Origin of the sequence: Propioniciclava sp., from assembly GCF_047602245.1 — a bacterium.
GTDB lineage: Bacteria > Actinomycetota > Actinomycetes > Propionibacteriales > Propionibacteriaceae > Propioniciclava.
In genome coordinates this window covers 3,178,710-3,204,082 of sequence record NZ_JASGHT010000001.1, presented here as the reverse complement: position 1 = coordinate 3,204,082, position 25,373 = coordinate 3,178,710, and the positions used below count along the sequence as shown (strand labels likewise).

26 protein-coding genes are annotated in these 25,373 nt (G+C 67.1%); 3 read left to right on the top strand and 23 right to left on the bottom strand.

Going from position 1 to position 25,373, the window contains the following annotated elements; genetic code table 11:
* Position 1: 1 nt before the first annotated feature.
* The 12 genes from trmD to QM708_RS15065 all read right to left on the bottom strand — a co-directional run bounded on the left by trmD (position 2) and on the right by QM708_RS15065 (position 11,823).
* Positions 2-706, bottom strand: a complete 705-nt coding sequence (gene trmD, locus QM708_RS15120; protein ID WP_415110367.1) for a tRNA (guanosine(37)-N1)-methyltransferase TrmD — start codon at positions 704-706, stop codon at positions 2-4.
* Positions 706-1,224: a ribosome maturation factor RimM gene (gene rimM / locus QM708_RS15115; protein WP_415110364.1), complete on the bottom strand. Its 519-nt coding sequence runs from the start codon at positions 1,222-1,224 to the stop codon at positions 706-708. Before rimM ends, trmD begins: the two co-directional genes overlap by 1 nt.
* 75 nt (positions 1,225-1,299) lie before the next feature.
* The gene (locus QM708_RS15110; RefSeq protein ID WP_415110361.1) at positions 1,300-1,551 is read right to left on the bottom strand and encodes an RNA-binding protein; all 252 of its coding nucleotides are present in this window, start codon (positions 1,549-1,551) and stop codon (positions 1,300-1,302) included.
* Positions 1,552-1,553: 2 nt separating this feature from the next.
* The gene (gene rpsP / locus QM708_RS15105) at positions 1,554-1,997 is read right to left on the bottom strand and encodes a 30S ribosomal protein S16 (RefSeq protein ID WP_415110358.1); all 444 of its coding nucleotides are present in this window, start codon (positions 1,995-1,997) and stop codon (positions 1,554-1,556) included.
* Between the two features lie 217 nt (positions 1,998-2,214).
* Positions 2,215-3,414, bottom strand: coding sequence for an amidohydrolase family protein (locus QM708_RS15100; protein WP_415110355.1), 1,200 nt, complete (start codon positions 3,412-3,414; stop codon positions 2,215-2,217).
* Positions 3,415-3,446: 32 nt separating this feature from the next.
* Positions 3,447-5,009 carry a signal recognition particle protein gene (gene ffh, locus QM708_RS15095; RefSeq protein ID WP_415111471.1) on the bottom strand — a complete coding sequence of 521 codons (1,563 nt, stop codon included), beginning with the start codon at positions 5,007-5,009 and terminating at the stop codon, positions 3,447-3,449.
* A gap of 80 nt (positions 5,010-5,089) precedes the next feature.
* Positions 5,090-5,626 (bottom strand): GNAT family N-acetyltransferase, encoded by a 537-nt coding sequence (locus QM708_RS15090; RefSeq protein ID WP_415110352.1) that lies wholly within the window; start codon positions 5,624-5,626, stop codon positions 5,090-5,092.
* Positions 5,619-6,773, bottom strand: coding sequence for a signal recognition particle-docking protein FtsY (gene ftsY, locus QM708_RS15085; protein WP_415111468.1), 1,155 nt, complete (start codon positions 6,771-6,773; stop codon positions 5,619-5,621). Before ftsY ends, QM708_RS15090 begins: the two co-directional genes overlap by 8 nt.
* 51 nt (positions 6,774-6,824) lie before the next feature.
* The gene (locus QM708_RS15080) at positions 6,825-7,250 is read right to left on the bottom strand and encodes a hypothetical protein (protein ID WP_415110349.1); all 426 of its coding nucleotides are present in this window, start codon (positions 7,248-7,250) and stop codon (positions 6,825-6,827) included.
* Between the two features lie 43 nt (positions 7,251-7,293).
* Complete coding sequence (gene smc / locus QM708_RS15075; RefSeq protein ID WP_415110346.1) at positions 7,294-10,836, bottom strand: chromosome segregation protein SMC; 3,543 nt, start codon at positions 10,834-10,836, stop codon at positions 7,294-7,296.
* A gap of 9 nt (positions 10,837-10,845) precedes the next feature.
* On the bottom strand, positions 10,846-11,412 hold the full coding sequence (locus tag QM708_RS15070; RefSeq protein ID WP_415110344.1) for a GtrA family protein: 567 nt from the start codon (positions 11,410-11,412) through the stop codon (positions 10,846-10,848).
* Positions 11,413-11,562: 150 nt separating this feature from the next.
* Entirely contained in the window at positions 11,563-11,823 is a 261-nt protein-coding gene (locus QM708_RS15065; protein WP_415110341.1) for a helix-turn-helix transcriptional regulator, read from the bottom strand.
* A gap of 127 nt (positions 11,824-11,950) precedes the next feature.
* Between QM708_RS15065 and QM708_RS15060 the strand changes: the two genes are divergently transcribed.
* From QM708_RS15060 to QM708_RS15050, 3 genes are all read left to right on the top strand, one after another.
* Positions 11,951-12,463, top strand: coding sequence for a hypothetical protein (locus QM708_RS15060; RefSeq protein ID WP_415110339.1), 513 nt, complete (start codon positions 11,951-11,953; stop codon positions 12,461-12,463).
* Positions 12,464-12,791: 328 nt separating this feature from the next.
* Positions 12,792-13,058: a type II toxin-antitoxin system Phd/YefM family antitoxin gene (locus tag QM708_RS15055; RefSeq protein ID WP_415110336.1), complete on the top strand. Its 267-nt coding sequence runs from the start codon at positions 12,792-12,794 to the stop codon at positions 13,056-13,058.
* Positions 13,059-13,284: 226 nt separating this feature from the next.
* Positions 13,285-13,866, top strand: a complete 582-nt coding sequence (locus QM708_RS15050) for a hypothetical protein (RefSeq protein WP_415110333.1) — start codon at positions 13,285-13,287, stop codon at positions 13,864-13,866.
* Here QM708_RS15050 and mutM read toward each other — a convergent pair.
* The 11 genes from mutM to QM708_RS14995 form a co-directional block, all read right to left on the bottom strand.
* The gene (mutM, locus tag QM708_RS15045; RefSeq protein WP_415110330.1) at positions 13,820-14,653 is read right to left on the bottom strand and encodes a bifunctional DNA-formamidopyrimidine glycosylase/DNA-(apurinic or apyrimidinic site) lyase; all 834 of its coding nucleotides are present in this window, start codon (positions 14,651-14,653) and stop codon (positions 13,820-13,822) included. The genes QM708_RS15050 and mutM overlap by 47 nt on opposite strands.
* Positions 14,653-15,348 (bottom strand): ribonuclease III, encoded by a 696-nt coding sequence (gene rnc, locus QM708_RS15040; protein ID WP_415110328.1) that lies wholly within the window; start codon positions 15,346-15,348, stop codon positions 14,653-14,655. Before rnc ends, mutM begins: the two co-directional genes overlap by 1 nt.
* The gene (rpmF, locus tag QM708_RS15035; protein ID WP_415110325.1) at positions 15,345-15,536 is read right to left on the bottom strand and encodes a 50S ribosomal protein L32; all 192 of its coding nucleotides are present in this window, start codon (positions 15,534-15,536) and stop codon (positions 15,345-15,347) included. Before rpmF ends, rnc begins: the two co-directional genes overlap by 4 nt.
* 36 nt (positions 15,537-15,572) lie before the next feature.
* Positions 15,573-16,115, bottom strand: a complete 543-nt coding sequence (locus tag QM708_RS15030; protein WP_415110322.1) for a YceD family protein — start codon at positions 16,113-16,115, stop codon at positions 15,573-15,575.
* 160 nt (positions 16,116-16,275) lie between these two features.
* Positions 16,276-19,377, bottom strand: coding sequence for a type I restriction endonuclease subunit R (locus QM708_RS15025; protein ID WP_415110319.1), 3,102 nt, complete (start codon positions 19,375-19,377; stop codon positions 16,276-16,278).
* Positions 19,374-20,372 carry a Fic family protein gene (locus QM708_RS15020; RefSeq protein WP_415110316.1) on the bottom strand — a complete coding sequence of 333 codons (999 nt, stop codon included), beginning with the start codon at positions 20,370-20,372 and terminating at the stop codon, positions 19,374-19,376. Before QM708_RS15020 ends, QM708_RS15025 begins: the two co-directional genes overlap by 4 nt.
* Entirely contained in the window at positions 20,369-21,577 is a 1,209-nt protein-coding gene (locus tag QM708_RS15015) for a restriction endonuclease subunit S (RefSeq protein WP_415110314.1), read from the bottom strand. Before QM708_RS15015 ends, QM708_RS15020 begins: the two co-directional genes overlap by 4 nt.
* Positions 21,574-22,659, bottom strand: a complete 1,086-nt coding sequence (locus QM708_RS15010) for a PDDEXK nuclease domain-containing protein (RefSeq protein WP_415110312.1) — start codon at positions 22,657-22,659, stop codon at positions 21,574-21,576. The genes QM708_RS15015 and QM708_RS15010 overlap by 4 nt, the downstream gene beginning before the upstream one ends.
* Positions 22,656-24,224 carry a type I restriction-modification system subunit M gene (locus QM708_RS15005; RefSeq protein ID WP_415110309.1) on the bottom strand — a complete coding sequence of 523 codons (1,569 nt, stop codon included), beginning with the start codon at positions 24,222-24,224 and terminating at the stop codon, positions 22,656-22,658. The genes QM708_RS15010 and QM708_RS15005 overlap by 4 nt, the downstream gene beginning before the upstream one ends.
* 55 nt (positions 24,225-24,279) lie before the next feature.
* Positions 24,280-24,792, bottom strand: a complete 513-nt coding sequence (gene coaD / locus QM708_RS15000; RefSeq protein WP_415110306.1) for a pantetheine-phosphate adenylyltransferase — start codon at positions 24,790-24,792, stop codon at positions 24,280-24,282.
* Between the two features lie 2 nt (positions 24,793-24,794).
* Positions 24,795-25,373: an RsmD family RNA methyltransferase gene (locus QM708_RS14995; protein ID WP_415110303.1), complete on the bottom strand. Its 579-nt coding sequence runs from the start codon at positions 25,371-25,373 to the stop codon at positions 24,795-24,797.

Genomic DNA, 25,373 nt, shown 5'->3' with positions numbered 1-25,373 from the left:
TTCAGGCCTGCTCACGCAGCAGGTCCGGACGCCGCGCGCGCGTCCTGGCCACGGCCTGTTCGTGCCGCCAGGCGTCCACCCGCCCGTGGTTGCCCGACAGCAGCACGTCGGGGACGTCGAGGCCACGCCAGCTCGGCGGCTTGGTGTAGACGGGGTACTCCAGCAGTCCTTCGCCATCGATCGAGTGCGATTCCTCGACGAGGCTGTGCGGGTTGCCCACCACCCCTGGCACCAGCCGGACGACCGCCTCGATCATCGCCAGCACGGCCACTTCGCCGCCGTTGAGCACGTAGTCGCCCAGGCTCACCTCGCGGACGGGCATCCGGGTGGCCGCATGCTCCATCACGCGGGCGTCGATGCCCTCATAACGACCGCAGGCGAACACCAGGTGCGGCAGCGCGACGAACTCGTGCGCGGTGGCCTGGCGGAAGGGCTCCCCCGCCGGGGTCGGCACCACCAGCGTCGGCAGCGACCAGGCGTTGCCGAGCACGTGGTCGAGCGCCTGGCCCCAGGGCTCGGGCTTCATCACCATGCCCGCACCGCCGCCATAAGGCGTGTCGTCGACCGTGCGGTGCCGGTCGTCGGTCCAGGTGCGCAGGTCATGGACACGCCAGTCGACCAGGCCCGACCTGCGGGCCTTACCGACCAGGGACAACTCCAGCGGGGCGAAGTAGTCGGGGAAGATCGAGATGATGTCGAAGTACATCAGCCCTCCATCTCGTCCAGCAGACCGCGCACGTCCGCGACCTGCACGAATCCGGCCTCCAAATCGACCACCGGCACCAGTTCGGTCACGAACGGCACCAGGCGCTGACCTGAGGGCGTCCGCACCACCAGCACATCCTGGGCGGGCAGGTGCAGCACCTCGCCGATCGTGCCGGCCTCGGCACCGGCGGCGTCCATCACCCGCAGGCCGACCAGTTGCCGGTCGTAGAACTCGCCGTCCTCACCGGGGGCCTCGTCGGCGGGCACCCGCGCCCACAGCTCCTGGCCGCGCAGCGCTTCCGCGCCAGTGCGATCGGTCACACCGTCGAAGCGCAGCAGCAGGGTTCCGGCCTGCCAGCGCAGCGCCGCCACCGCGCAGGGACGGCCGTCGATCAGCAGGGTCGCGCCCTCGGCGAAACGCCGCTCGGGTTCGTCGGTCCGCACGTGCACGTGCACCTCGCCGCGCAGGCCGTGCGCGCGGCCGACCGTGCCGACGAGCACCTCGACGGTCTGGCTCATCTGGACTCCTCTACGAAGACAAACGGCCCCGGCCTCCGAAGGATCGCTTCGGTGACCGGGGACCGTTGATAGGTTTCAGCGCCGGCGGGAGCGTCGGTCCACGTCGACGAAGTCGACGCGAACCTGCTCGCGACCGGCAAGGGCGGCGACGACGGTGCGCAGAGCACCGGCGGTGCGTCCCTGGCGCCCGATCACCTTGCCGATGTCCTCGGGGTTGACCCGGACCTCCAGCGTCCGGACGCGGCGACGGTCCAGGTCGGACACGACGACGTCGTCAGGATGGGCGACCAGGCCACGGACGAGATGCTCGAGTGCGTCCGCGAGCATGCTCAGGCCTCGTCGGACGCCGCGTCCTCGGCCTGCTCGGCGTCGGCCTCGGCCGGAGCCTCGTCAGCCTTCTTCGAGCGCGTGATCGCGCCCGCGGCGGGCTCGTCGTCGGCCTCGGCGAGGGCCTTGTTGAACAGCCCCAGCTTGTCGGCCTTCTCGGCCTGCGGCTTGATGCCGGACGGCTCGTCGCTGCCCTTGAAGGCCTGCCAGTCGCCCGACAGCTTCAGGATCTTGACGACGGTCTCGCTCGGCTGCGCGCCGACGCCCAGCCAGTACTGCGCGCGCTCGCCGTTGACCCTGATGATCGAGGGATCGTTCTTCGGCTGGTAGATGCCGATCTCCTCGATGGCCCGGCCATCACGCTTGGAGCGGGAGTCCATGACGACGATGCGGTACTGCGCGTTGCGGATCTTGCCCATCCGCTTGAGACGAATCTTGACGGCCACGTGTGTGGTTCTCCTGTGGGAACATGCCCATGCGACTCGCATGGACGGGATCGGGTGAGCGGGGCCTACGGCGTGGGACAACCATTGGTCCAACTCGGGTTGACGGCGTCCGGCGGCGTGAGAGGGCACCGACGGACACAGCGCACCGGCCATTGTGCCAGATCGCCCCGCACCCGCGCCAAACGACAGGCGCGCTGGGGTCGGGCGCCGGTCGGCGTCAAGACTGCTTGACCACCCGGCCGCGCAGGATGATCAGCGTCGGGTGCCGCACCACCGAGATCTCGGTGCGCGGGTCGGCGCCAAACACGACCAGGTCGGCGGACGCCCCCTCGGTCAGCCCGTCCTCGCCGAGCCATTCCCGCGCCCGCCAGGACGCCGCACCGAGCGCGAACTCGGCCCCGCCCACCTTCGCCAGCAGTTCGATCTCGGCGGCGATGATGCCGTGGGGCAGCACGCCGCCGGCGTCGGTGCCCGCATAGATCGGCACGCCCGCCTCCACCGCCTTGCCGATCGTCTCGAAGCGGCGTGCGTGCAGGGCGCGCATGTGCGCGGCGTAGCCGGGGAACTTCGACTCCCCCGCCGCCGCGATATCGGGGAAGGTCTCAATGTTGATCAGCGTCGGGGTGAGCGCGACCCCGCGCTCGGCCATCGCCTCGATGGTGGCGTCGTCCAGGCCGGTGCCGTGCTCGATGCCGTCGATGCCGGCGTCCACCAGTTCGGTGACCGACTGCTCGTCGAAGCAGTGCGCGGTGACCCGGGCCCCCTCGGCGTGGGCCGCGGCGATCGCCTCGGTGACCACCTCGGCCGGCCACAGCGGGCGCAGGTCGCCGGCGTCCCGGTCGATCCAGTCGCCGACGATCTTCACCCAGCCGTCACCGCGGCGCGCCTGGGTGCGCACCTCCTCGACGAGGTCGTCGGGCTCGACCTCTTCGGCGTAATTGCGGATGTAGCGCCGCGGGCGGGCGATATGGCGTCCGGCGCGGATCAGCCGCGGCAGGTCGTCGCGGTCGTCGACCCAGCGCGTGTCGGCGGGCGATCCGGCGTCGCGGATCAGCAGCGTGCCCGCGTCGCGGTCGGCGAGCGCCTGAGCCTCGGCCGTCTCGGCGTCCACCGCCCCGTGAGCGCCCATCCCGATGTGGCAGTGCGCATCGACCAGGCCCGGCGCGATCCAGCAGTCGGTGGCCACGGTGAGGGCGTCCGGAACCCGTTCGAAGGTGACCCGGCCGTCGACCACCCACAGGTCGGTGACCTCACCGGCAGGCAGCAGCGTGCCGCGCAGATGCAGGCGGGACGCCGGACCGTCCGGAACCGGCGCATACACGTGCGTATGGGTCGACCCGTCGTGGGTATGGGTGTGGGACGCCAGCGGGCGGCCCAGCGCGTCGAGCGGAACCTCGTCGTGGGAATGGTGCGCCATGCCCCCACCCTGCACCACGCGCGGGGTACGCGTCAGCCGCGTGGGCCCTTGTTCTGCTGGTTGAACATCTTCTGCAGTTCGGGCGGCAGCTGGAAGTCGGCCATCGCCGCCTGCATCTCGGCCTCGGTCTGCGGCATCACCGGCACGGACGCCTGCGCCGGCTGCTGCCCACCGGCGCGCTTGGCCGGATTGCCCGAGACACGCTTGGCATTCTTGGCGCTCTTGGCCTTCTTGGCGGGCTGCTGCTTCGCGGCGCGCGGCATGCCCGGCATGGCGGGCATCCCCGGCATGCCGCCCTTGCCCATCTGCCGCATCATCTTGCGCGTCTCGGAGAAGCGGTTGACCAGGTTGTTCACGTCCTGCACGGTGGTGCCGGAGCCGCGGGCGATCCGGGAGCGGCGCGAGCCGTTGAGGATCTCGGGCTTGGCCCGCTCGGCCGGGGTCATCGAGTAGATGATCGCCTCGATCCGGTCGATCTCACGCTCGTCGATGTTGTTGATGGCGTCCTTCATCTGGCCCATCCCGGGCATCATGCCCAGGATCTTGCTCAGCGGGCCCATCTTGCGGACGGCCTGCATCTGCTGCAGGAAGTCGTCCAGGCCGAAGTCGCCGGTGCCGAGCATCTTCTCGGCGGCCTTGCGGGACTGCTCGGCGTCGAAGGTGCGCTCGGCCTGCTCGATGAGCGTCATGATGTCGCCCATGTCGAGGATGCGCGACGCCATCCGGTCGGGGTGGAACAGGTCGAAGTCGCCCAGCGCCTCGCCGCTGGAGGCGAACATGATCGGCTTGCCGGTCACCTTGGCGATCGACAGCGCCGCACCACCGCGGGCGTCGCCGTCGAGCTTGGACAGCGCCACCCCGTCGAAGCCGACGCCCTCGGCGAAGGCGTTGGCGGTGTTGACGGCGTCCTGGCCGATCATGGCGTCGACGACGAAGATGATCTCGTCAGGGCTGACCGCGTCGCGGATGTCGGCGGCCTGCTGCATCAGCTCGGCGTCCACGCCGAGGCGGCCGGCGGTGTCGACGATCACCGTGTCGTAGTACTTGCGCCGGGCCTCCTCGACCGAGGCGCGCGCGACCTCGACCGGGTTGCCGACGCCGTTGCCGGGCTCGGGCGCGAACACCGGGACGCCGGCGCGCTGGCCGACGATCTGCAGCTGGTTGACCGCGTTGGGGCGCTGCAAGTCGGCCGCGACCAGCATCGGCGTGTGCCCCTGCTCGCGCAGCCACAGGCCGAGTTTGCCGGCCAGGGTCGTCTTGCCGGAGCCCTGCAGGCCGGCCAGCATGATCACCGTCGGCGGGTTCTTGGCGAACCGCAGCGGGCGGGCCTGCCCGCCGAGAATCTCGGTGAGTTCCTCGTTGACGATCTTGACGATCTGCTGGCCCGGGTTGAGCGCCTGCGACAGTTCCTCGCCGCGGGCGCGCTCCTTGACGGCGGCCACGAACTCCTTGACCACGCCCAGGTTGACGTCGGCTTCCAGCAGGGCGAGGCGGATCTCGCGGGCGGTCGCGTCGATGTCGGCGTCGGTGAGACGCCCCTTGCCGCGCAGGTTGCGGAACGCGGATTGGAGACGGTCTTGCAGGGTGTCGAACATGGATGCCTTCTCGTCGAGCAGATCGTGCCCGGTCAGCCTACCGGGTGAGGGCACGCGCTCACGGCACCGGTCGCCCAGGACTACTCCGGCGGCGGCGCGTCGTCGAGGGTGAGCTGCAGCAGCACCAGGGTGAGCCAGCGGCCGAACTTGACCCCGACCTGCGGCATCCGGCCGACCTCGACGAAGCCGAAGGCCTCGTGCAGCGCGAAGGACACCTCATTGTCGTCGGTGACGGCGCCGACGAGCACGTGGACACCGGCCTCGCGAGCGGTGTCGATCAGCCCGGCGAGGAGCAGGCGTCCGACCCCGCGGCCGCGGGCGGCGGCGTCGACGTAGACGCTGTGCTCCATGGTGAGCCGGTAGCCGTGCTTGGCACGGTAGGGGCCCCAGGAGCCCCAGCCGAGCACGCGGCCGTCCGCCTCGGCGACGAGCACCGCGTGGCCGGACGCCTCGCGCTCGGCAAACCAGGCCGCGCGGTCGGCCAGCGGCTGCGGGTCATAGTCCCAGCTGGCGGTCGTGGTGGCGACGGCCTCGTTGTAGATCGCCACGATGGCGGGAATGTCGGCGGCGGTGGCGCGCCGGATCAGCACCTCACCGGTCACGGGCGTCTCAGGCATCGAGCAGCCCGTCGACGAAGCCCTCGGCGGTGAACGGGGCCAGGTCGTCGGCTCCTTCGCCGAGGCCGATGAACTTCACCGGCACCCCGAGTTCGCGCTGCACCTGCACGACGATGCCGCCCTTGGCGGAGCCGTCCAGCTTGCTGAGCACGATGCCGGTGATGTCGGTGACCTCGTTGAACACCCGGGCCTGCACCAGGCCGTTCTGGCCGGTGGTGGCGTCCAGCAGCAGCAGGCATTCGGTGATCGGCGCACGCTTGGAGATGACCCGGCGGATCTTGCCGAGCTCGTCCATCAGGTTGGCCTTGTTGTGCAGGCGTCCGGCGGTGTCGATCAGCACCACGTCGACGCCCTGTTCGACGCCGGCGTTGACGGCCTCGAACGCGACCGAGGCGGGGTCGGCGCCCTCGGGGCCGCGCACGGTCTGGACGCCGACCCGGTCGCCCCAGGTCTGCAACTGTTCGGCGGCGGCGGCGCGGAAGGTGTCGGCGGCGCCCAGCAGCACGGTCTTGCCCTCGGCGACCAGCAGCCGGGCGAGCTTGCCGACGGTGGTGGTCTTGCCGGTGCCGTTGACGCCGACGACCAGGACGACTGCGGGCAGCCCGTTCTCGCCGGTCGCGTTCAGGGTGCGGTCGAGGGTCGGGTCGGCCAGCGCGATCAGTTCGGAGCGCAGCGCCTCGCGCGCGGCGGCCGGATCCTGGACGCCGTCGACGGCCAGCTTCTTGCGCAGGTTCTCGACCAGTTCGGTGGTCGGGCCGACGCCGAGATCGGAGCCGATCAAGGTGGCCTCGAAGTCGTCCCAGGTGTCGGCGTCCAGCTTGTCGGAGCTGAGGATGCCGAGCAGCGCCTGGGCGAGCACATTGTTGGAGCCGGCCAGCCGGCGGCGCAGCCGCGACAGCCGGGTGCCGGCGGCCTCGGGCCGCTCGGTGACCGGTGCGGGCGTGGCGACCGGTTCGGCCGGCGCCGGTGCCGGGGCGTCCACGTCGACCGGCGCCGCCGGTGCTGCGGGCGGCTGGGCGATCTCGGGGCGCCGACCGGATTCCAGCTCGCGCCGGCGGCGGGCTCGGGTCGCCACCACCGCGGCCGCGCCGCCGCCCACGACGACGAGCGCCACCAGGGCGATGATCAACAGGGTCATTTGGTCCAGGACTGGCACGCGGCCATCCTATCGGCGCCCCACCCGGGGCCTGGGGTGCGCTCAGGCGCGGGTGTCCGCGGCGCCCCAGACGCCGTAGGGATCGTCCTCACTCGGATCATCGACCGGGTCGGCCTCCAAGGCGTCCTCCATCGCGCGCGCGGCCGAAGAGAGAACGACGGGCCAGTCATCGCCATCGGGAGCAGACGCCGAGGACGCGGCCGAGCGCGCCGACCGGGCCGACAAGGATGAACGAAGCCGCCGGGGCAGCTCGCGCATGTCGGGAACCTCGTCGATCTCGTCGACGAGAGCGACCAGCGCCCGCGGCGGGGCGCCTTCGCCGTTCAGGTGACGCGCGGTCTTGGCCATCGCGTCGGCGATCTCGGGATGCTGCCTGCTGCCCGCGCCTTCCAGGCCCATCGTCACGACGGCGATCACGCCGACGGCGAGCACCATCACCACGATCATCGTGAAGATCATGACTGCCATCGGTCCACCTCCGTTATGGCCAGGATAGCCTGCGCCATGCCCCTCACCCCTCGCGCAGACGCTGGCTGATCACCGTCGAGATGCCGTCCTCGTGCATCGTGACCCCGTAGAGGGCGTCGGCGATCTCCATCGTCCGCTTCTGATGGGTGATCACGATCATCTGGCTGCTGGCGCGCAGTTCCTCGTAGATGCCGAGCAGCCGGCCGAGATTGACGTCGTCGAGCGCGGCCTCCACCTCGTCGAGGATGTAGAACGGGCTCGGGCGCGCGGTGAACAGCGCCGTCAGGAACGCCACCGCCACCAGCGAGCGTTCGCCACCCGAGAGCAGGGAGAGCCGCTTGACCTTCTTGCCCGCCGGGCGGGCCTCGACGTCGACGCCGGTGGTCAGCCAGTTGCCGGGTTCGGTCAGGATCAGCCGCCCTTCACCGCCGGGGAACAGCCGGGCGAACGAGTCGCGGAAGGCCACCTCGACGTCGGCGTAGGCCTCCGCGAACACCTGCTCGACGCGGGCGTCCACGTCGGCGATCAGGCCGAGCAGGTCGGTGCGGGTGCGCTTGAGGTCGTCCAATTGCTCGGCGAGGAACCGGTGCCGCTCGCTGGCGGCCTCGAACTCCTCCAGCGCCAGCGGATTGACCCGGCCGAGCAGGTCCAGGTTGCGCTGGGCGGCGCGCAGCCGCTTCTCCTGTTCGGCGCGCACGAACGGACGCGGCGGCGGCGCCTCGTCGTCGGACGCCGTGAGCACCGGGACCAACTGGTCGGGACCGTACTCGGCGGCGAGCACGTCGGCGGTCAGGCCGAGTTCGGCGAGCGCCTTCTCTTCGAGGGCCTCGATGCGCATCCGCTGCTCGGCGCGGGCGAGTTCGTCGCGGTGCACCACATCGACGAGGCTCTCGAACTCGCGGGCCAGGTCGCGGCTGCGCCGGCGCGCCTCCTGCAGGCGGCGGTCGGCCTCGACGCGGCGCTCGTCGGCGTCCTTGCGCGCCTTGGCGGCCAGATCGGCCGAGTCGGCGATCCGGGCCAGCAGCCATTCGGCCGCCACTTGGGCGGCTTGGGCCACCTCGGCCTCGCGGCGCAGCTTCTCGGCGCGAGCGGACGCCTCCGCGCGGGCCTGCCGCTCGGCCCGGGCGGCGCGCAGCAGCGCGTCGGCGCGGCCGGCGAGCGCGCGGGCGCGCTCCTCGTCGGTGCGCAGCGCCAGCCGCGCCTCCATCTCGGCCTGGCGGGCGCGCGCCGCTTCGCGGGCGAGCCGGTCCCGCTCGGCCGGGTCGGCGTCGGTCACATCGGTGCTCGCCTGGGCGACGCGCAGCCGTTCGGCGAGGCCCTCCAAGCTGGCAGCGTTGCGGCCGCGGGCCTCCTCGGCGCGGGCGAGGGCGCCGTCGTGGCGTTCGGCCTCGGCGAGCGCGGTGCGTGCGGCCTGGCTGAGCCGGCCCAGTTCCTCGGCGAGCGCCGAATAGTGGGCGTCGGATTCGTGCAGCCGGGCCAGCGCCGCCTCGGCGCGGCCGGTGGCGTCCTGCAGCCGGGTGGTGGCGGCGGCCAGTTCGAACGCGGTGCGCTCGGTGTCGGCCTGGGCCTGCTCCAGCGCCGCGGACGCCTCGTCGACGGCCACCTGCACCTCGAGCAGGCTGGGCTTGGCCGACGACCCACCGGTCGAGAACCAGGCCGAGAGCAGATCGCCGTCGCGGGTCGCGACGGTCAGGTCGGGGTTCGCGGCGACCAGCGTGCGGGCGGCGTCCAGGTCGGCCACGACGGCCACCCGGTGCAGCAGGCGAGCCAGCGCCGGGGCGAGCGCATCGTCGCAGCGGACCACGTCCACGGCGTAGCGGACGCCCGCGGGCAGCGCCGGCCAGGCGCTGCGGTCCCCCGCCTGGGTGGCGCCGGCCAGCACCAGCCGGGCCCGGCCTGCGTCGTCGCGCTTGAGATGGGACAGGGCCTCAAGGGCGGCGTCCACCCCGTCAACGGCGACCGCCTCGGCGGCGGCGCCCAGGGCTGCCGCGACGGCGGCTTCGAAGCCCGGCTCGACCCGGACCAGCGCGTCGACCGAACCCAGGATCCCGGCCAGTTCGCCGGCCGCGGCCAGGAGCGCGCCCGAGGCGTCCGGGCGGTCGAGGCCGACCTTGAGACCTTCGACGCGGGCGGCCAGCGCGGCCCGCTCCTGATGCAGCTGGCGTTCGCGGGCGCGCAACGCCTTGACCTCGGCGTCGGCCGCCGCACGGGCCGCCTCGGCCTCTTCGTAGGCGGCGTCCAGCCCGGCCTCGCCGTCGGTGAGCCCGCCGATCTCCGTCTCCAGGGCGGTGAACCGCTTGCGCGCGGTCTCGGATCGTTCGCGGGCTTCGGCGGCGGCCGACCGCAGGCGGCCGATCTCGGCGTCGGAGGCCTCCAGCCGCGACCGCAGCGAGTTCACCTCGCCGGTGAGCCGGGCCAGGCCCTCGCGCCGGTCGGCGATCGCCCGCAACTGCGCGTTGTAGTGCTTCTCGGCGTCCGCGTACGCCTTCTCGGCCGCCTCGCGTGCTCCGGTGGCGGACGCCAGCGCCGCGGCGCGCTCGGCAACCTGGGCAGCAATCTCCTCCTCGGAGGCGCGGATGGTGGCCGCCTCCGCCTCGATCGCCTCCGGATCGCGGCCGCGCCGCTCTTGGGTCGAGGCCCGGCTCGCGTTGCGCACCCGCTCGCCCGCGATGGTCAGCGTGCTCGACACCCGTTCGCGCAGCCCGGCGAGGGCGTACCAGGTCTCCTGGGCCTGGGTGAGCGCCGGTGCCGCCGCCGTCACAGACGCCTCCGCCTCCGCCTCGGCCTGGCGGGCCGCCTCCAGTGCTTCTTCGACGGCGAGACGCCGTGCCTTCAGTTCGGCCTCCGCGGCCAGGTCGGATTCGAGCGCGAGCGTGGCCATCACGTAGTCGTCGGCCAGCAGGCGCGCCTTCGCGTCGCGCAGTTCGGCCTGCACGATGGCCGCCTTGCGGGCCACCTCGGCCTGGCGTCCGAGCGGTTTGAGCTGGCGGCGGATCTCGGCGACCAGGTCGGCGAGCCGGTCCAGGTTGGCCTGGGTGGCGTCCAGTTTGCGGAGCGCCTTCTCCTTGCGTTTGCGGTGTTTGAGGACGCCGGCGGCCTCCTCGATGAACCCGCGCCGGATCTCGGGGGTGGCCTGCAGGATGGCGTCCAACTGGCCCTGGCCGACGATCACGTGCATCTCGCGGCCGATGCCGGAGTCGCTGAGGAGTTCCTGCACATCGAGCAGGCGCGCGGTGTGGCCGTTGATCTTGTACTCCGAGCCGCCCGCGCGGAACATCGTCCGGCTGATGGTGACCTCGGTGTACTCGATCGGCAGCGCGCCGTCGGTGTTGTCGATGGTCAGGCTCACCTCGGCCCGGCCCAACGGCGCCCGGGCGGAGGTGCCGGCGAAGATGACGTCCTCCATCTTGCCGCCGCGCAACGTCTTGGCGCCCTGCTCGCCCATCACCCAGCTCAGCGCATCGACCACATTCGACTTGCCCGACCCGTTCGGGCCGACAACGCAGGTGATACCGGGCTCGAAGTTCAGCGTCGTCGCCGAGGCGAACGACTTGAACCCGCGCAGCGTGAGGGACTTCAGGTGCACGCCGTCACCTCAGGAATCGATGCTCGCGGCGTGGCGGCGGCGCACGGCACGGAACGTCCACAGCTTGTTCACCACGAAGTTGATCGGCATCACCAGCACGATCTGGATCAGCTGCGCCCAGTACAGCCGCCGCGTCCAGAATGCGCCGGCATCGGTGAAGAACGGATCGCTCAGATAGAACGGCGAATGCTCGTTGCGGAGTGCGAACAAGATCCCGAAGCCGACCAGCTGCGCCACCGCGCCGACGGTGAGGAAGGGCATGAACTCCTTCCAGAACGGCGCCCTGGCGCCCTGATGCCGGAAGGTCCAGTAACGGTTCCAGAGAAAGTTGAACAGGTTCGCGACCAGGAAGGCGATACCCGCATAGACGATGTAGAACCGCAGCGCCAGATCGGTGCCGGGCACCGGGATGAACGCGTCCAGATCCTGCACGCCGAACATATGGAAACCGATGTTGTGCGCGAGCGCCACCGTCACGATGTTGACGCCCACGCCGGCGCCGCCGACCAGGCCGAACTTCACCAGTTCACGGACGCTGTTGCCCCAGCGACCCCACAGGTTCCCGAGCGCGCTCACGACGCCTCACCCCGCACGAACGTCCGCAACACGCTGCGGCGACGGGGGAAAACGCATCGAAGGGGGCTCACAAGTAGGGAACTCTACCGGGCGCGCGGCCGCTCACCACGGATGCTCGCGTCCCGGAGCGATCTCGCGCCGCCCGTCATCTCACCTGGCGTCGCGCACCGTTCCCGGGGGCCGCGTCAGCCACACCTCGGCGAGCAGTTCGTCCATCCCCACCCCGAAGGCGACCGAGAGCCTCAGCCAGGTCTGCAGGTCGCCGTTGTACTTCCCCGACGCGAGGTTGAGCAGGGTCTGACGGCTGACCCCGGAGAGTTCTGCGAGTTGCTCGTAGGTCAGCCCGGCCTCCGCGCGTCGCCGGTTGAAGATCCATCGAAGCCGCGACAGATCGAACTCGGAGGAGGGCACGAATCCACTCCATGCCGATGCACCGCAAAATACAGCACAGGTTCCTGTACCTTTGGCATAGGAACCTGTGCCGTACCCCCATTGCGCGGCCGATACGAGGTTCCCCCACCCCCGAAAGGAACAAAGCATGAAGCGTGTTCTCACCACCTGCGCCGTCGCGGCTGTTGCCGCGCTCGGTCTCTCCGCCTGCTCCGGAGCCCCCGGCGCCAGCACCACGCCGTCAACCCCCGCGGCTCCCGCGGCGTCGGCGACTCCGACGCCGGCGAACACCACGTCTGCGCCAGCCCAGACCTCAAGTGGCACGCAGTCGGTGCAGGCGGCCTGCCTCAGCCTGGCCGGGCCGCTGACCGACGCGAACACCGAGATGTCCAAGCTCGCCTCGGTGTCCAGCAACGACCCGCAATCCGCGGTCGATTCCTGGACGGCGCTCGTCAACGCGTTCGCATCCTTCAAGGACACCGTGTCCAACCCCGAGGTCAAGGATGCGGCCACGTCCGCCCACAAGGATCTGGCCGCCGTCCGCGACGCGATGAAGAAGGTCTACGTCGACAAAGACATGGCGGCGATGGGTGACTACACGACGGCGACGAACAATATGCAGACGTCCTACACCGCGCTGATGACGCTCTGCTCCCGCTGAGAGTCGCGCGGGGAACGCTGGTGGTGGCGGATGCGCCCGCCAGCCGTACCCCGCCCTCCACGGTGGGCGCCCAGGGTCTGGATCCCGGGGCACCCACCGCGCGGGGCTGCACGACGCCGGCAGTGTTCATCAATGCATGATCGTGGTGACTAGACGCGCCACGATCATGCATTGATGAACAGCCGGCGATCTTTCGGAACTCCGCCGCACGGCTTCCATCACCTGGTTCTCACTATCCCTGATGGGCCGGGCACCGCCGATGAGCATTGGCCAGGACTCGACTGCCTAGACTGCTCAAACGAGAGACTGGTCAGAGCGGAGGCCCGGGATGAACAGTGATCACACGTGGCCGATGCAGGATGCCAAGGCACGATTCATTGAGTTGATTGACGCATGCCTCACCGAAGGCCCTCAGGTGGTAACCAGGCACGGACAGGAGACGGCGGTGGTCATCTCCATCGCCGAATGGCGGCAGCTGCATCATGACGCCTCTCCACCCCTGAAGCAGTTGCTGCTCTCCGATGAGGCCCGCACGGATGACCTCACGCCAGCGCGAGGCCAGGCCAGGCGCCGATCCATTCCCGTCATCCGGTAGGCCCCAGACATGCTCCTCCTCGACACGAACGTCGCCTCGGAAGCGGAGGGCCAAACTTGTTCCCCGTCGTCCGAACCGAGGTAGCCCGCGCGCTATCTCGCAAAAATCAGCCACTCGGCGGCTCCTCCAAGGCCGCTGACCAGCGCCGAGTGGTCGATCCTTGCGATCGTCCGGACGGCCGGAGCACTTCATCCGTTCCGCTTGAACCACTGCCTAGACTCGCACCATGCGGCTCATGCTCACGATTCTCGGCGTGGCAAGCGTCATCGCCTACGCCCTCCTCGGCGCAGGGCTCATGACGAATTGGGCGGTGGTGGCCGGAAGCGAAGTACCTCTCGATGAGGCCATCGCCGCGATGCGCGCCGCCAATCAGCCCTACAGCACAGCCTCCGGAGTCATCTTCGCCGGCGTCGGTACCGCACTCGCACTGGCCTGGGCGGCGGCCGTCCTGCGCTCGCGCACCAAAATCTCCGGGTGGGGCGCTGTGACGCTGTGGGCAGGGATCATCATGCTGGGCGCACCCGCCTATTTCTTCGCCTCATTCGGCAACATGAATTCGGTGGGCGACACGTTCTATGACTGGAACAGCGAAGCCGCGTGGGCGACGGAGCAACCGTTGTACATGATCAGTGGAGCAGCTACTCTCATCGCCGCCATCGCGCTGTGCGCCGCAGTGTCCCGGGCATCGCGAGAGCCGGCCACTGCTTCAGACCGTCGAGGTGTAGCCGGAATACCGCGGTCGGATTTCGGCGCGCCCGCAGTCAGCGGGGCTGGCAGACCGGGCAGAAGAAGGAACTGCGGTTCATGAAGGCTTCGCGTACGATCGGGGCGCCGCAGCGAAGGCACGGCTCGTCTTCGCGTCCGTAGGCGTTCAGCGTTCGGTCGAAGTAGCCGGATTCGCCGTTGACGTTCACGTACAGCGCATCGAAAGAGGTTCCGCCTTGGGCGAGGGCGTCCGCCATCACCGCGCGGGCGGCGTCCAGGATCGAACGCACCGACGCGGCGTCCAGGTCGCGGGCGGGGGTTGCGCCGTGGACGCCCGCGCGCCATAGCGCCTCGTCGGCGTAGATATTGCCGATCCCCGATACGACGCTCTGGTCGAGCAGGACGCGTTTGATCGCGCTCGACTTCATCACGATCCGCGCGGCGAGGGCGTCGGCGTCGCAATCGGGGTCGAACAGGTCGCGGGCGATGTGGGCGATCTCGGCAGGCAGGTCGGCTCCGCCGTCGCTGAGCGACAGGCCGCCGAACATGCGCTGGTCGACGAACCGGAGCTGGACGCCGTCGTCGAGATCGAACAGGACGCGGACGTGGCGCTGATGCGGGGCGTCCGGCGCGTTGAGGCGGAACTGGCCCGACATGCCCAGGTGCGCGAGGATGGCGTCCCCATCGGTCAGCGGCAGCCACAGGTATTTGCCGCGCCGGCGCGGGACGCCGAAGGTGCGGCCGGCCAGGGCGGCAGCGAAGGCGTCCGGACCCGCCTCGAAGCGGCGGACCGGGCGCGGATGCAGCACGGTGACTGCGGTGATGCGGCGCCGGTTCAGCGCGGGTTCGAGACCGCGGCGGACGACCTCGACCTCGGGCAGTTCGGGCATCAGGAGTCAGCGAGGGCGTCGTGCGCGATCCGGGCGGCGCCCTGCTGGGCGTGCTTCTTGGAGCGGGCAACGAACCCGGGGAAGCGCCGGTCGGCGACCACGGCGATCGCCTCGAAGCGCTTGTCATGGTCGGGTCCGCTGGCCACGTGCTCGTAGGTCGGCGCTCCGAGTCCTCGCTCGGCGGCCAGCTCTTGCAGCGCGGTCTTCCAGTCGGTCGAACGGCCGTCCGCGGACGCTCCCGCGACCACCGGATCCATGATCGCGTGCACGAACCGTTCGGCTGCCTCGCGGCCCGCCGACAGAAGCACGGCGGCGATCACGGCCTCGCAGACGTCGGCGAGGATCGAATCCTTGTCGGCCCCACCCGTGGTCGTCTCACCCTTGCCGAGCTTGATCAGGCCGCCGAGACCCAGGTCGCGGGCCACATCGGCGAGCGCGTAGGTGTTGACCACGGCGGCACGCATCTTGGCCAGCCAGCCCTCGGGCTCGTCGGGGTAGGTGCGGTACAGGTGCTCGGTCACGACCACACCCAGCACCGCATCGCCCAAGAACTCCAGGCGCTCGTTGTGCGGGGCGTTGCCGTTCTCGTACGCCCAGGAACGATGCGTCAGGGCACGCTCAAGAAGCTGGGGATCGATGTCGATCCCCAGCTCGTTGAAAAGGTCAGCGATGCGGCCCTCAGCCGCGTCGGTCACTGATCCAGAACCTGGCGGCGCGCGCCGCGCGGGCCGTACTGGCCGCAGGCCGGGCACGCGGTGTGCGGCAGGTGCTTCTCACGGCAGGCGGCGTTGGCGCAGGTCACCAGCGTGGGCGCCGACGTCTTCCACTGCGCGCGGCGGGCGCGCGTGTTGGCACGGGACATCTTCCGCTTGGGAACAGCCACGTCTCACTCCTCGTTCGGGGGCCCTTGGGGCCCGCTTCAGTCCTGGTCGCCGTTCCACCCGGTCAGGCCGGCCCAGCGCGGGTCGATGGCCTCACCGTGATCGTGATCGGGATCGGCGTTCAGATTGGCCCCACAAGTGAGACACAACCCGGCGCAGTCGTCCGAGCACAACGGGATGAACGGCAGGTCGAGCATTGCCGCGTCCCGGATCACGGGTTCGAGGTCGATCATCTCGGCCTCGACACGGCTGGCCTCGGCATCATCGGGATCCACGCCCGGGAAGAGGAACAGTTCCTGCAGGTCGATCTCCGCGTCCGCGTCGATCTCGGTCAGGCACCGAGCACACTCCCCGCGCAGCTGCACCACAGCGACGCCGGTAGCCAGCACCCCGTCACCCACCCCCTCAAGGCGAACCTCGAGGCGGATCGGAGACTCGGTCGGCACTCCGATCACAGCGTTGCCGATACCCTCAGGAGCGGGAGCCTCGTTGACGATCTCCTTGCTCCCGCCCGCCCGATGCCCGAATTCGCGAATGTCGAAAACGAGACCTGAGCGGGGGTCGATGGAGCGATTCGTCATCGCGGAACCCCTTTACTGCTGGCACGACAGCGTCATAACCGAGTTCCCACCTTACCGGGTGGCGCCGGAGGCGTCCAAACGGACGGCCTCTCGGCGTGTCCGGCCGGGCGCCAGGTGGCGGACCCAGCAAGCACATCGGGCTACGGCGCCGTCTGGCACCTCACCCCAGGCCGTGGAACCGGTCAAAGAAGGCCGTGAGACGTTCGATCACACGCTGCTTCATGATGTCGTGGGCACTATCCGGCGCGAAGCGAGAGATGGGAGGCAGGATCGCGGTGATGGCCATCCCGGTCGAGCTGACGGCACCGTCACGCAGCGCCGCCGCCATGAAGGCGCGAGCGGCCTCGGGCCGGAGCCTCTCCTGTGCGATGATCGCCTCCAGTTCGGCTTCCCGCTTCGCTGCCACGAAGGCTCGCCACTCCTCATCGATCGAGCCGTCAGGCGACACCGAGTCAACGAAGTTCTCGATGAGGTCCTTCTTGTTGCGCAACGACGGGCTGGCGTCAACGGCCCGCGAGATCTCGGCCCGGATGTCCTTGTCCGCCCCATCGCCGTGCGTCTCTCGGCGCTTCTGCACGAGCAGAAGGATGTAGTCGACGTTGATCTCGACCTGCTTGATCAGTTCGATCTCGAAGACGACGTCGTCGTTGATGCTCTCCTTCTCCGCCTCAGCCGCCGCGCGGAACTCGGCGTAAAGATCGAGATAGACACTGCGATAGTCCTGGCTCTGCCGCTCGGTGAGCAGTTCTTGTCCGGCAAAGTCATCGAACGAGGTCAGGATGTTCTCCAGCCGGAGGATCGCGCCGAACAAGGCGATGAACACCTTCTGCGCCTTCTCACCAATGATCGGCTCGCCCAGTGGGAAGAACGTCAGCAACTCCTCCACCTTGGCCGCGTACTCGGCGTAGTACTCCGCATAGGGCTTGAGAAGGACGATGCCGCGGGCGTCCTTGTTTCCGAACAACTCCAGTGCGGCGTTCGTCTCGTCCTCAAGGTCACGGAAGGTGACGATGTTGCCGTAGGTCTTGACCGAGTTGAGGATGCGGTTCGTTCGGGAGTAGGCCTGCACGAGGCCGTGCATACGCAGGTTCTTGTCGACGAAGAGCGTGTTGAGCGTGGTGGCGTCGAAGCCGGTCAGGAACATGTTCACCACGATGACCAGATCGACCTCCCGGTTCTTCAACCGCAACGAGAGGTCCTTGTAGTAGTTCTGGAACCGGTCCGCGCTCGTGTCGTACGAGGTTCCGAACATGTCGTTGTAGTCCTGGATGGCATCCTCGAGGAACGACCGCGCGTCTGCACTGAGTTCGTCGGTGTCGAAGTCCTCTTCGTCAAGGACGCCGTCGCCGAGGTTCTCGTTGGCCGCGAACGAGTAGATGAGCGCCACCTTGAGCCGCTGGTCTGACGGAAGATCGCGCTGCTGCACGTGGAAGTGGTTGTAGTAGCGGCGCGCGGCATCGATGGACGCCGTCGCGAAGATCGCGTTGAAACCACGGACCCGCCTGGATACCTTGGCCTCCCCTACCTTCCGGTCGCTCGCGACGACCTCGGCGATGTTCGTTACGGTGGAGTAGGCATAGCTCGATGAGCGCTTGGTCTTCTGGTCGAAGTGTTCCAGCGTGTACTTGACGATCTCGCTGATCCGCTCGGGTGCCAAGAGCGCCTTCTCGGTGTCGATCGCCGATACCTGCTTGTCGATCACGTTGCCGACCTTCAGGGTCTTGACGTAGTCGATGCGGAACGGGAGCACGTTCTTGTCGGTGATGGCGTCGACGATCGTGTAGGTGTGCAGCTTCTCGCCGAAGGCCTGTTCGGTCGTCCTCACCAGCGGGTTGCCGCCGCTGCCGGCGTTGGCCGAGAAGATGGGCGTACCGGTGAAGCCGAAGAGGTTGTACTTCTTGAACGCCTTGGTGATTGCGCGGTGCATGTCACCGAACTGCGACCGGTGGCACTCGTCGAAGATGATCACCACGTGCCCGCCAGTGATGGCGTGGCCCGCGTTGGCCTTGATGAAGGTGGATAGCTTCTGGATGGTGGTGATGATGATCCTGGCCTGTGGATCCTCCAGTTGCCTCTTGAGCACCGCGGTCGATGTGTTGGAGTTCGCGGCCCCCTTCTGGAAGCGGTCGTACTCGCGCATGGTCTGGTAATCGAGGTCTTTGCGGTCGACGACGAACAGCACCTTGTTGACGCTCGCTAGCTTGGACGCCAGTTGTGCGGCCTTGAACGACGTGAGTGTCTTGCCCGAGCCCGTGGTGTGCCACACGTACCCACCGGAATCGACCGTGCCGAGGCGCTTGTAGTTGGTGGAGATCGCGATCTTGTTCAAGATCCGCTCCGTCGCGACGATCTGATAGGGACGCATGACCAGCAGCATTCGATCAGCCGTCAAGACGCAATAGCGGGTAAGGATGTTCAACAAGGTGTGCTTGGCGAAGAACGTCTTCGCGAACGCTGTCAGGTCACGGATCGGCTTGTTCGTGGCGTCCGCCCACCACGAGGTGAACTCGTAGCTGTTGGAGGTCTTGCGGCCGCGGCCTGTCTTCTTCTCGTCGGAAACGTGCTGCCAGCGGGTGGTGTTGGAGTAGTACTTCGTGAGCGTTCCGTTGGAGATGACGAACAACTGCACGTACTCGAACAGTCCCGACCCGGCCCAGAAGCTGTCGCGCTGGTAGCGATCGATCTGGTTGAACGCTTCCCGGATGTCAACGCCCCGACGCTTCAACTCGACGTGTACCAGCGGGAGTCCGTTCACGAGGATGGTCACGTCGTAGCGGTTCGCGTATCTCCCACCGCGGTGCGCGGACGTCTCCTTCGGCACCTCGTACTGGTTGATCACCTGCAGCCGGTTGTTGTGGATGTTGCGCTTGTCGAGCAGCGTGATGTTCTTCGAGGTGCCGTCGTCGCGCTTGAGCACCTGGACGTGGTCTTCCTGGATGCGCACAGTCTTCTCGATGACGCCGTCGTTGGCGCCCGCGATGCTCTGCTCAAAGAACCGCGTCCACTCCGCGTCCGAGAACGTCATCGCGTTGAGCGCTTCGAGCTGATGCCGGAGATTCGCCACGAGTTGCGCCTCGGAGGTGATCCGAAGACGCTCGTAGGCTTGGGACTCCAGCAGCCGGATCAACTCACGCTCAAGATCGGCCTCCGACTGGTAGGCAGCCTCGGGCTTCGCGTCGGGCACGTACTCGGCCACGACCGTGCTCTCGTCGCTGACTGCGATCGGATCGTAATGTCGCACTGGCGAATCCGGTGTACTCATGAACCGGCCACCTCCCATCGTCCTGACTTCCTGGAGCCTTCGCGGTGGAGCCGCCCCGCCGCCCTCAACGAAGCGAGGTGACGCTCGATGGTCCGGGGGCTCTTGCCCAGACGCCCGCCGATCTCCGCCGCCGTCAGCGTCGGCGCCACGCGCAACAGGGCAAGGATCGCATCGTCTATTCCGACATTTGTTCCGACACTTATTCCGACATCGCTCGCCCCAGCGGTCAGCTGTGCGGCGTAGGCGCGCAACGACTCAGCGAGCGTGTCCAGCATGTATGTGATGAACGGCGCCGCATCGATCTCGGGGTCATGCGATGCCTGTAGCGCCTCGTAGTACCCACGCTGACGCTGTCGGATGAGGGTCTCCGTTGGCATCCAGGCGAACACGGGACGCCACCTACTCAGGATCAACGTCTGCCAGAGCCGTCCGATACGTCCGTTGCCATCCCGGAAGGGATGGATGTACTCGATAAGAAAGTGGACGGCGCTGGACACCACAAGAGCATGATCAGGCGTGCTGCTGCCCCACTCGAACAACTCAGCGATCAGCCGTGGCACCTTCTCGGCGCGCGACCCCGTGTGCAGAACGGTGCCGTCAGTCCCGACGATCTCCACATCCACCGTGCGGAAGGCGCCTGCTTCGGCGATCAGACCGGTGGTGAGCAGGCTGTGCGCCGCCAGAAAGTCTTGAACGCTCCAGGGGTCAAGCGTGCCAAGCGCGTCGTAGGCTGCGAGGGCGTTCTCGACCTCCTTCACCTCGCGTGGCGGAGCAAATACTGGCTCCCGCCTGGCCACACCGACCACCTGTACCAGGGTCAAGGAATTGCCCTCAATCGCGGTCGACGACTGCACCGCCTCGATCCGATTCATCCGCCGCAGCTCTGGCACCCGTCCTGACAACTCCTCAACAGCGCTGACTCGTCCGAGCAACTCAACGATTTGCTCGATGCGCTCCGGCCAGCCTGGCTGCGACGTGTAGAACTCAGGGATCACGCGGCCTCCTCGAAGGTCAGCAGCTTGTCCCGGTAGTACTCGTACTGCTTGCGACGGGCGGCGATCTCAGCCGGGATCCCAGAACTGAGGTCGTTCACGAGGACATCGAACTTGTTCAGGACCGCCACGATCCGAAGCTGCTCCTCAAGTGGCGGCACCGGCACCTGGATACGCTGGAGCCCTTCAAGCAGCAAAGTCTTTACCTTCGTCCGAGCAATATGCTTCTCTTTGGCACGCAGGAAATGTCCGGTTTGCATGACGTACGCGAGATAGGACGCGTCCACTTTGGAGCGAATCACATAGCAGTGGTCATGAACAGCGACGTCTTCCTCGCCAAGCCACGCCATCGCTTTCCCGACATCTTCGACTGTCTCGCCGACGTCCGTGAGTATGACATCACCCTTCGTGGCATACCGGAGTACGGAGCGAAGATCTTCCCGAACTCGCGACACCACCGTGGTCGCAGAGATGCCGTACTTCGTATAGATTTCACCATAGTGAACTGCACCAACGCCACCATCCGCCACATAGTCACCTTTAGTGAATCGTTTGCCTCGAAAGATCGTTCCGAGTTCGCCGACGGCCACCCATTCGACCGGGAAATCACGGAAGGACAGCAAAGAATCTCGGTAATAAGCGTACTGACGAGAGCGGTTTGTAAGCTCGGCTGTAAGCTCGGCTTGCAGCAACTCCATTTTACCCAAAATTTCGACGATCTGCAACTGGATCACCATCGGCGGAACCGGGATCCGGTAGCGAAGAATAGCCACTTTACTTCCTCGCGGCATTTTCGCGCCTTTCGCGTGTTGCATGCTGTACGAGAAGAAGCGATCAGACGAAAGAAGATAGTAGAGAAAGGCAGGATCTAGTCGCCGCCGACCATCCTCCTTGACTCTCACGGCCAGAACGTCACCGCTGCACCCACCAGCATCCGTGGCGAACCAGATCTTCTTGAGATAGGGGCGGATGTTCCCGATCAAAATGTCGCCAGGCTCGTATGCTGCCAGACGCGCCGTGTTGGGCAGATAGTTAGCATCAATGCGCCCGCCTTTATCCGCAACTAAGTTGTCTACGCCCACGAAGGATGTTTCGTCGAGTTCCGAAGCATTAACACGAGTATGAGAGTAATCTGCTACCTCACCGAGCGCTACGTGTGGCACGCCGTGGGGGGCAAGCTCGGTGATCAGTTCGGTGATGTGACTCATGCTTCATCCGCCTCTGTGCTCTCGGATTCAAGAAGTTCCCGCTCTCGCCGCAGCTCCTCCTGGAGTTCCTCCTCACTGGGAAGATAAGTCTTGTAGCCAGCGGCGTAGAGGCCCACGCCATCGGCCAGGATCGAGTACTTTACTATTGCCTCGTCCTTACTTGAACACAGGATGATTCCGATCGACGGGTTATCGCCCTCCGGACGTACCTTGTCATCGAAGATACGTCGGTAGAAGTCCATCTGGCCGATGTCTTGATGGGTCAACTTGCCCACCTTGAGATCGACCAGCACGAAGCACTTGAGGATGTAGTTGTAGAAGACAAGGTCGACGTAGTAGTGCGTGTCGCTCCCCGTCACCCGCTTCTGCCGGGCGACGAAAGAGAAGCCCTTGCCAAGCTCGAGCAGGAAGTCTTGGAGCTTGTCGATGAGCCCCTGCTCCAGGTCACGCTCGAGGAGCTTCGCCGGCGCGGCGACTTCGAGGAACTCGAACACGTAGGGGTCCTTGAGCAGATCGTCCGCCTTCGTCCGAGGCTCTAGTTCCATCACCTCGGCAGCCACCTCGGGGCGGTTCTCACTCCTGGTGGCCAAGAGGCGTAGGTGGTAGGACGAGGTAACCTGACGGCGCAGTTGGCGTGCGGTCCAGCCAGACTCAGCAGCCTCTCGGGCGTAGAACTCACGCAGTTCGAGGTCCGTGATCCTCATCAGCTCCCGGTAGTGCGTCCAGCTCAATTCGCTACGCAGTGCGTAGCGAATCGGGTACGCGAGATAGAACTGCCGCATGTTGCGGAGGTTGGACTCACGGTAGCCACGACCGAACTCGGACGTCAGCCGCTGGGCCAGGTAATGCAGCAGCCGCTTGCCGTACTCGGCTCGTTCGCCCTGGGTCTCGACGATCCGGCGACCTACCTCCCAGTACGCCTCGACCATCTCGCTTCTGATCGCCGTCGACACCCGTCGCCGAGCCGTGACGATCGTCGCCCGGATGGCGAGGTACGCCGCCTCAGCTTCATCATCCGGAGCTTCGACAACATGAGGGAGATCAGCACGCATCAGTCCGGGCACGTCGACTTCATCGCTCATGATGCCCCCTCCAGGTCGGCAATGATGTCGTCGATCGCAGTCCTCAACTCGGCCTGGCGGACGACGATCCGTGCGATCTCAGCGTTGAGTTCGGTGATGTTGACCACCTCACGAGTGTCTTCGGCCTCCACGTAGGACGACACCGAGATGTTGTAGCCGTTGTCGGCGAGGGCGTCCGCTTCAACCAGCTTGGCGAAGTGCGCGACGTCCTCCCGCACCGTATAGGCGTCCAGGATGCGCTGCTGGTTCGCTTCGGTCAGCTTGTTCTTGTTTCCGGCGCGGACAAATTCGGCCGAGGCATCGATGAATAGCACGGCGTTGTCGATCTTCGACTTCTTGAGCACGATGATGCAGGTTGCGATCGTGGTGCCAAAGAACAGGTCAGGCGGAAGCTGGATGACGGCGTCCACGTAGTTGTTGTCCACGAGGTATCTGCGGATTTTCTGCTCCGCACCGCCGCGGTAGAGCACGCCAGGGAACTCGACGATCGCTGCCGTGCCGTTGACTGCCAGCCACGACAGCATGTGCATGGTGAAGGCGAGGTCTGCCTTCGACTTCGGCGCCAAGACCCCAGCCGGAGCAAACCGTTCGTCATTGATGAGCAGCGGGTTGGCGTCGCCCTCCCATTTGATCGAGTAGGGCGGGTTGGACACGATTGCCTCGAACGGCTCATCGTCCCAGTGCGCCGGTTCCAGCAGCGTGTCGCCGTGCGCGATGTCGAAGTTCTCATAGTTCACATCGTGCAGAAACATGTTGATGCGGGCGAGGTTGTAAGTGGTGAGGTTGATCTCCTGACCGAAGAAGCCCTGGTGGACGTTCTCCTTGCCAAGCACCTTGGCGAATTTGAGCAGCAACGAGCCGGATCCGCAGGCAGGGTCGTAGACCTTGTTCACCTCGGTCTTGCCGACCACGGTGATGCGCGCCAGCAATTCGGAGACCTCTTGGGGCGTATAATACTCGCCACCCGATTTTCCTGCCTGCGAGGCATACATGCCCATGAGATACTCATAGGCATCACCGAACAGGTCGATCGAGTTGTTCCCGAAGTTTCCTAGAGGCAGTTCACCGACCGCGTCCAGCAACTTGACGAGCTTCTCGTTGCGGCGGGCTACCGTATTACCCAACTTGGCGCTGTTGACGTCGAGGTCATCGAACAAGCCTTTGAGAGCCCGTTCGCTCGGCGTTCCCAGCGCGGATGCCTCAATGTTGCGGAAGGCCCGCTCCAGCGTCTCGTTCAGGTTGGGATCGTTCGCCGCGCGTGCACGCACGTTCTGGAATAGTTCGGACGGGAAAATGAAGAAACCCTTGTCCGCGACGATCCCAACACGAGCAAAGTCGGCGTTGACATTGGACAAGGCGGTGTAATCGAAGTCTGGATCCCCCACCTCTTGCTCAAGGCCGTTGATGTACGCGGTGAGGTTCTCGGAGATGAACCGGTAGAACAACATCCCGAGCACGTAGGACTTGAAGTCCCAGCCATCGACGCTGCCGCGTAGATCGTTCGCGATCCGCCAGATCGTCTTGTGCAGCTCTGCCCGCTCTGCCACCTTGCCTGTCACCGTCACTGGTGCAGTCTCTCAGAAGCCTCCGACACTAAACCGCCCGGCACGCCACCAAGGATCAGCTTGCGGCGTCCGCCCCACTCCCTCCCGCTCGCTCGCGCGCGCGCTGCATGGCGCGGATGCGCTCGGCGACGGCGTCCGGGACGAAATCGGAGACGTCGCCGCCCAGCTTGGCGACCTCGCGGATGATCGTGGAACTCAGGTGGGCCCAACGGGCGGAGGTGGGCAGCATGATGGTTTCGATGCCGCTCAGCGCGTGGTTCATCTGCGACATCTGCACCTCGAACTCGAAGTCGCCGGCGAACCTCAGGCCCTTGACGATGACGTCGACGCCCTCGTTGCGGCAGTAGTCGACCAACAGGCCGTCCATCAGGCCGATCCGGACGCCGGGCATATCGGCGGTCGCCTCGGTGAGCATCGCGACCCGCTCCTCGACGGTGAACAGGTAGTTCTTGGAGCTGTTGCGGCCCAGCGCGACGATCACCTCGTCGAACAGGTGCGCGGCGCGCGCGATCACGTCAAGGTGGCCATGGGTCACCGGATCGAACGATCCTGGGCAGATCGCCCTCATGCTCAGTCCTCCTTGCTCGCCAGATACAGCGTCGTCTCACCGTAGCGCCGCGCGCGTCCCTCGCCGAGCGCGGACGGCCAGGTGGGCGGCTCGTCGCGGCTGGACCGCTCGACGATCACCAGGCCATCGGACGCCACCCAGCCCTGGGCGAGGGCATGCAGATGCGCCTCCACGGTCGTGGTCGGCACGTCATAGGGCGGGTCGAGCCACACCACGTCGAACGGGATGGGCGTGCCTTGCAGATAGGTCTCGACCGGTTGCGCCACCACCCGCACCTCGAGTCCGGTGGACGCCGCATTGCCGCGTGCGAGCGAGGCGGTGGAGCGGTCCTTTTCGACGCAGACGACCGGGCCAGCGCCTCGGCTGGCAGCCTCGAGTCCGACCGCACCCGTCCCCGCGTAGAGGTCGAGGAAGGAGAACCGGTCCAGCATCGTGTCGGCGGGCTCGCCCGCCGTGCCCGCCCAGTCGGCGATCAGGTTGAACGCGGATTCGCGCACCCGGTCCGAGGTCGGACGCGTCCGGGCATGCGCGGGCGTGGTCAGCCGTTGTCCGCCGGCGCGTCCGGCGATGATGCGCGTCAC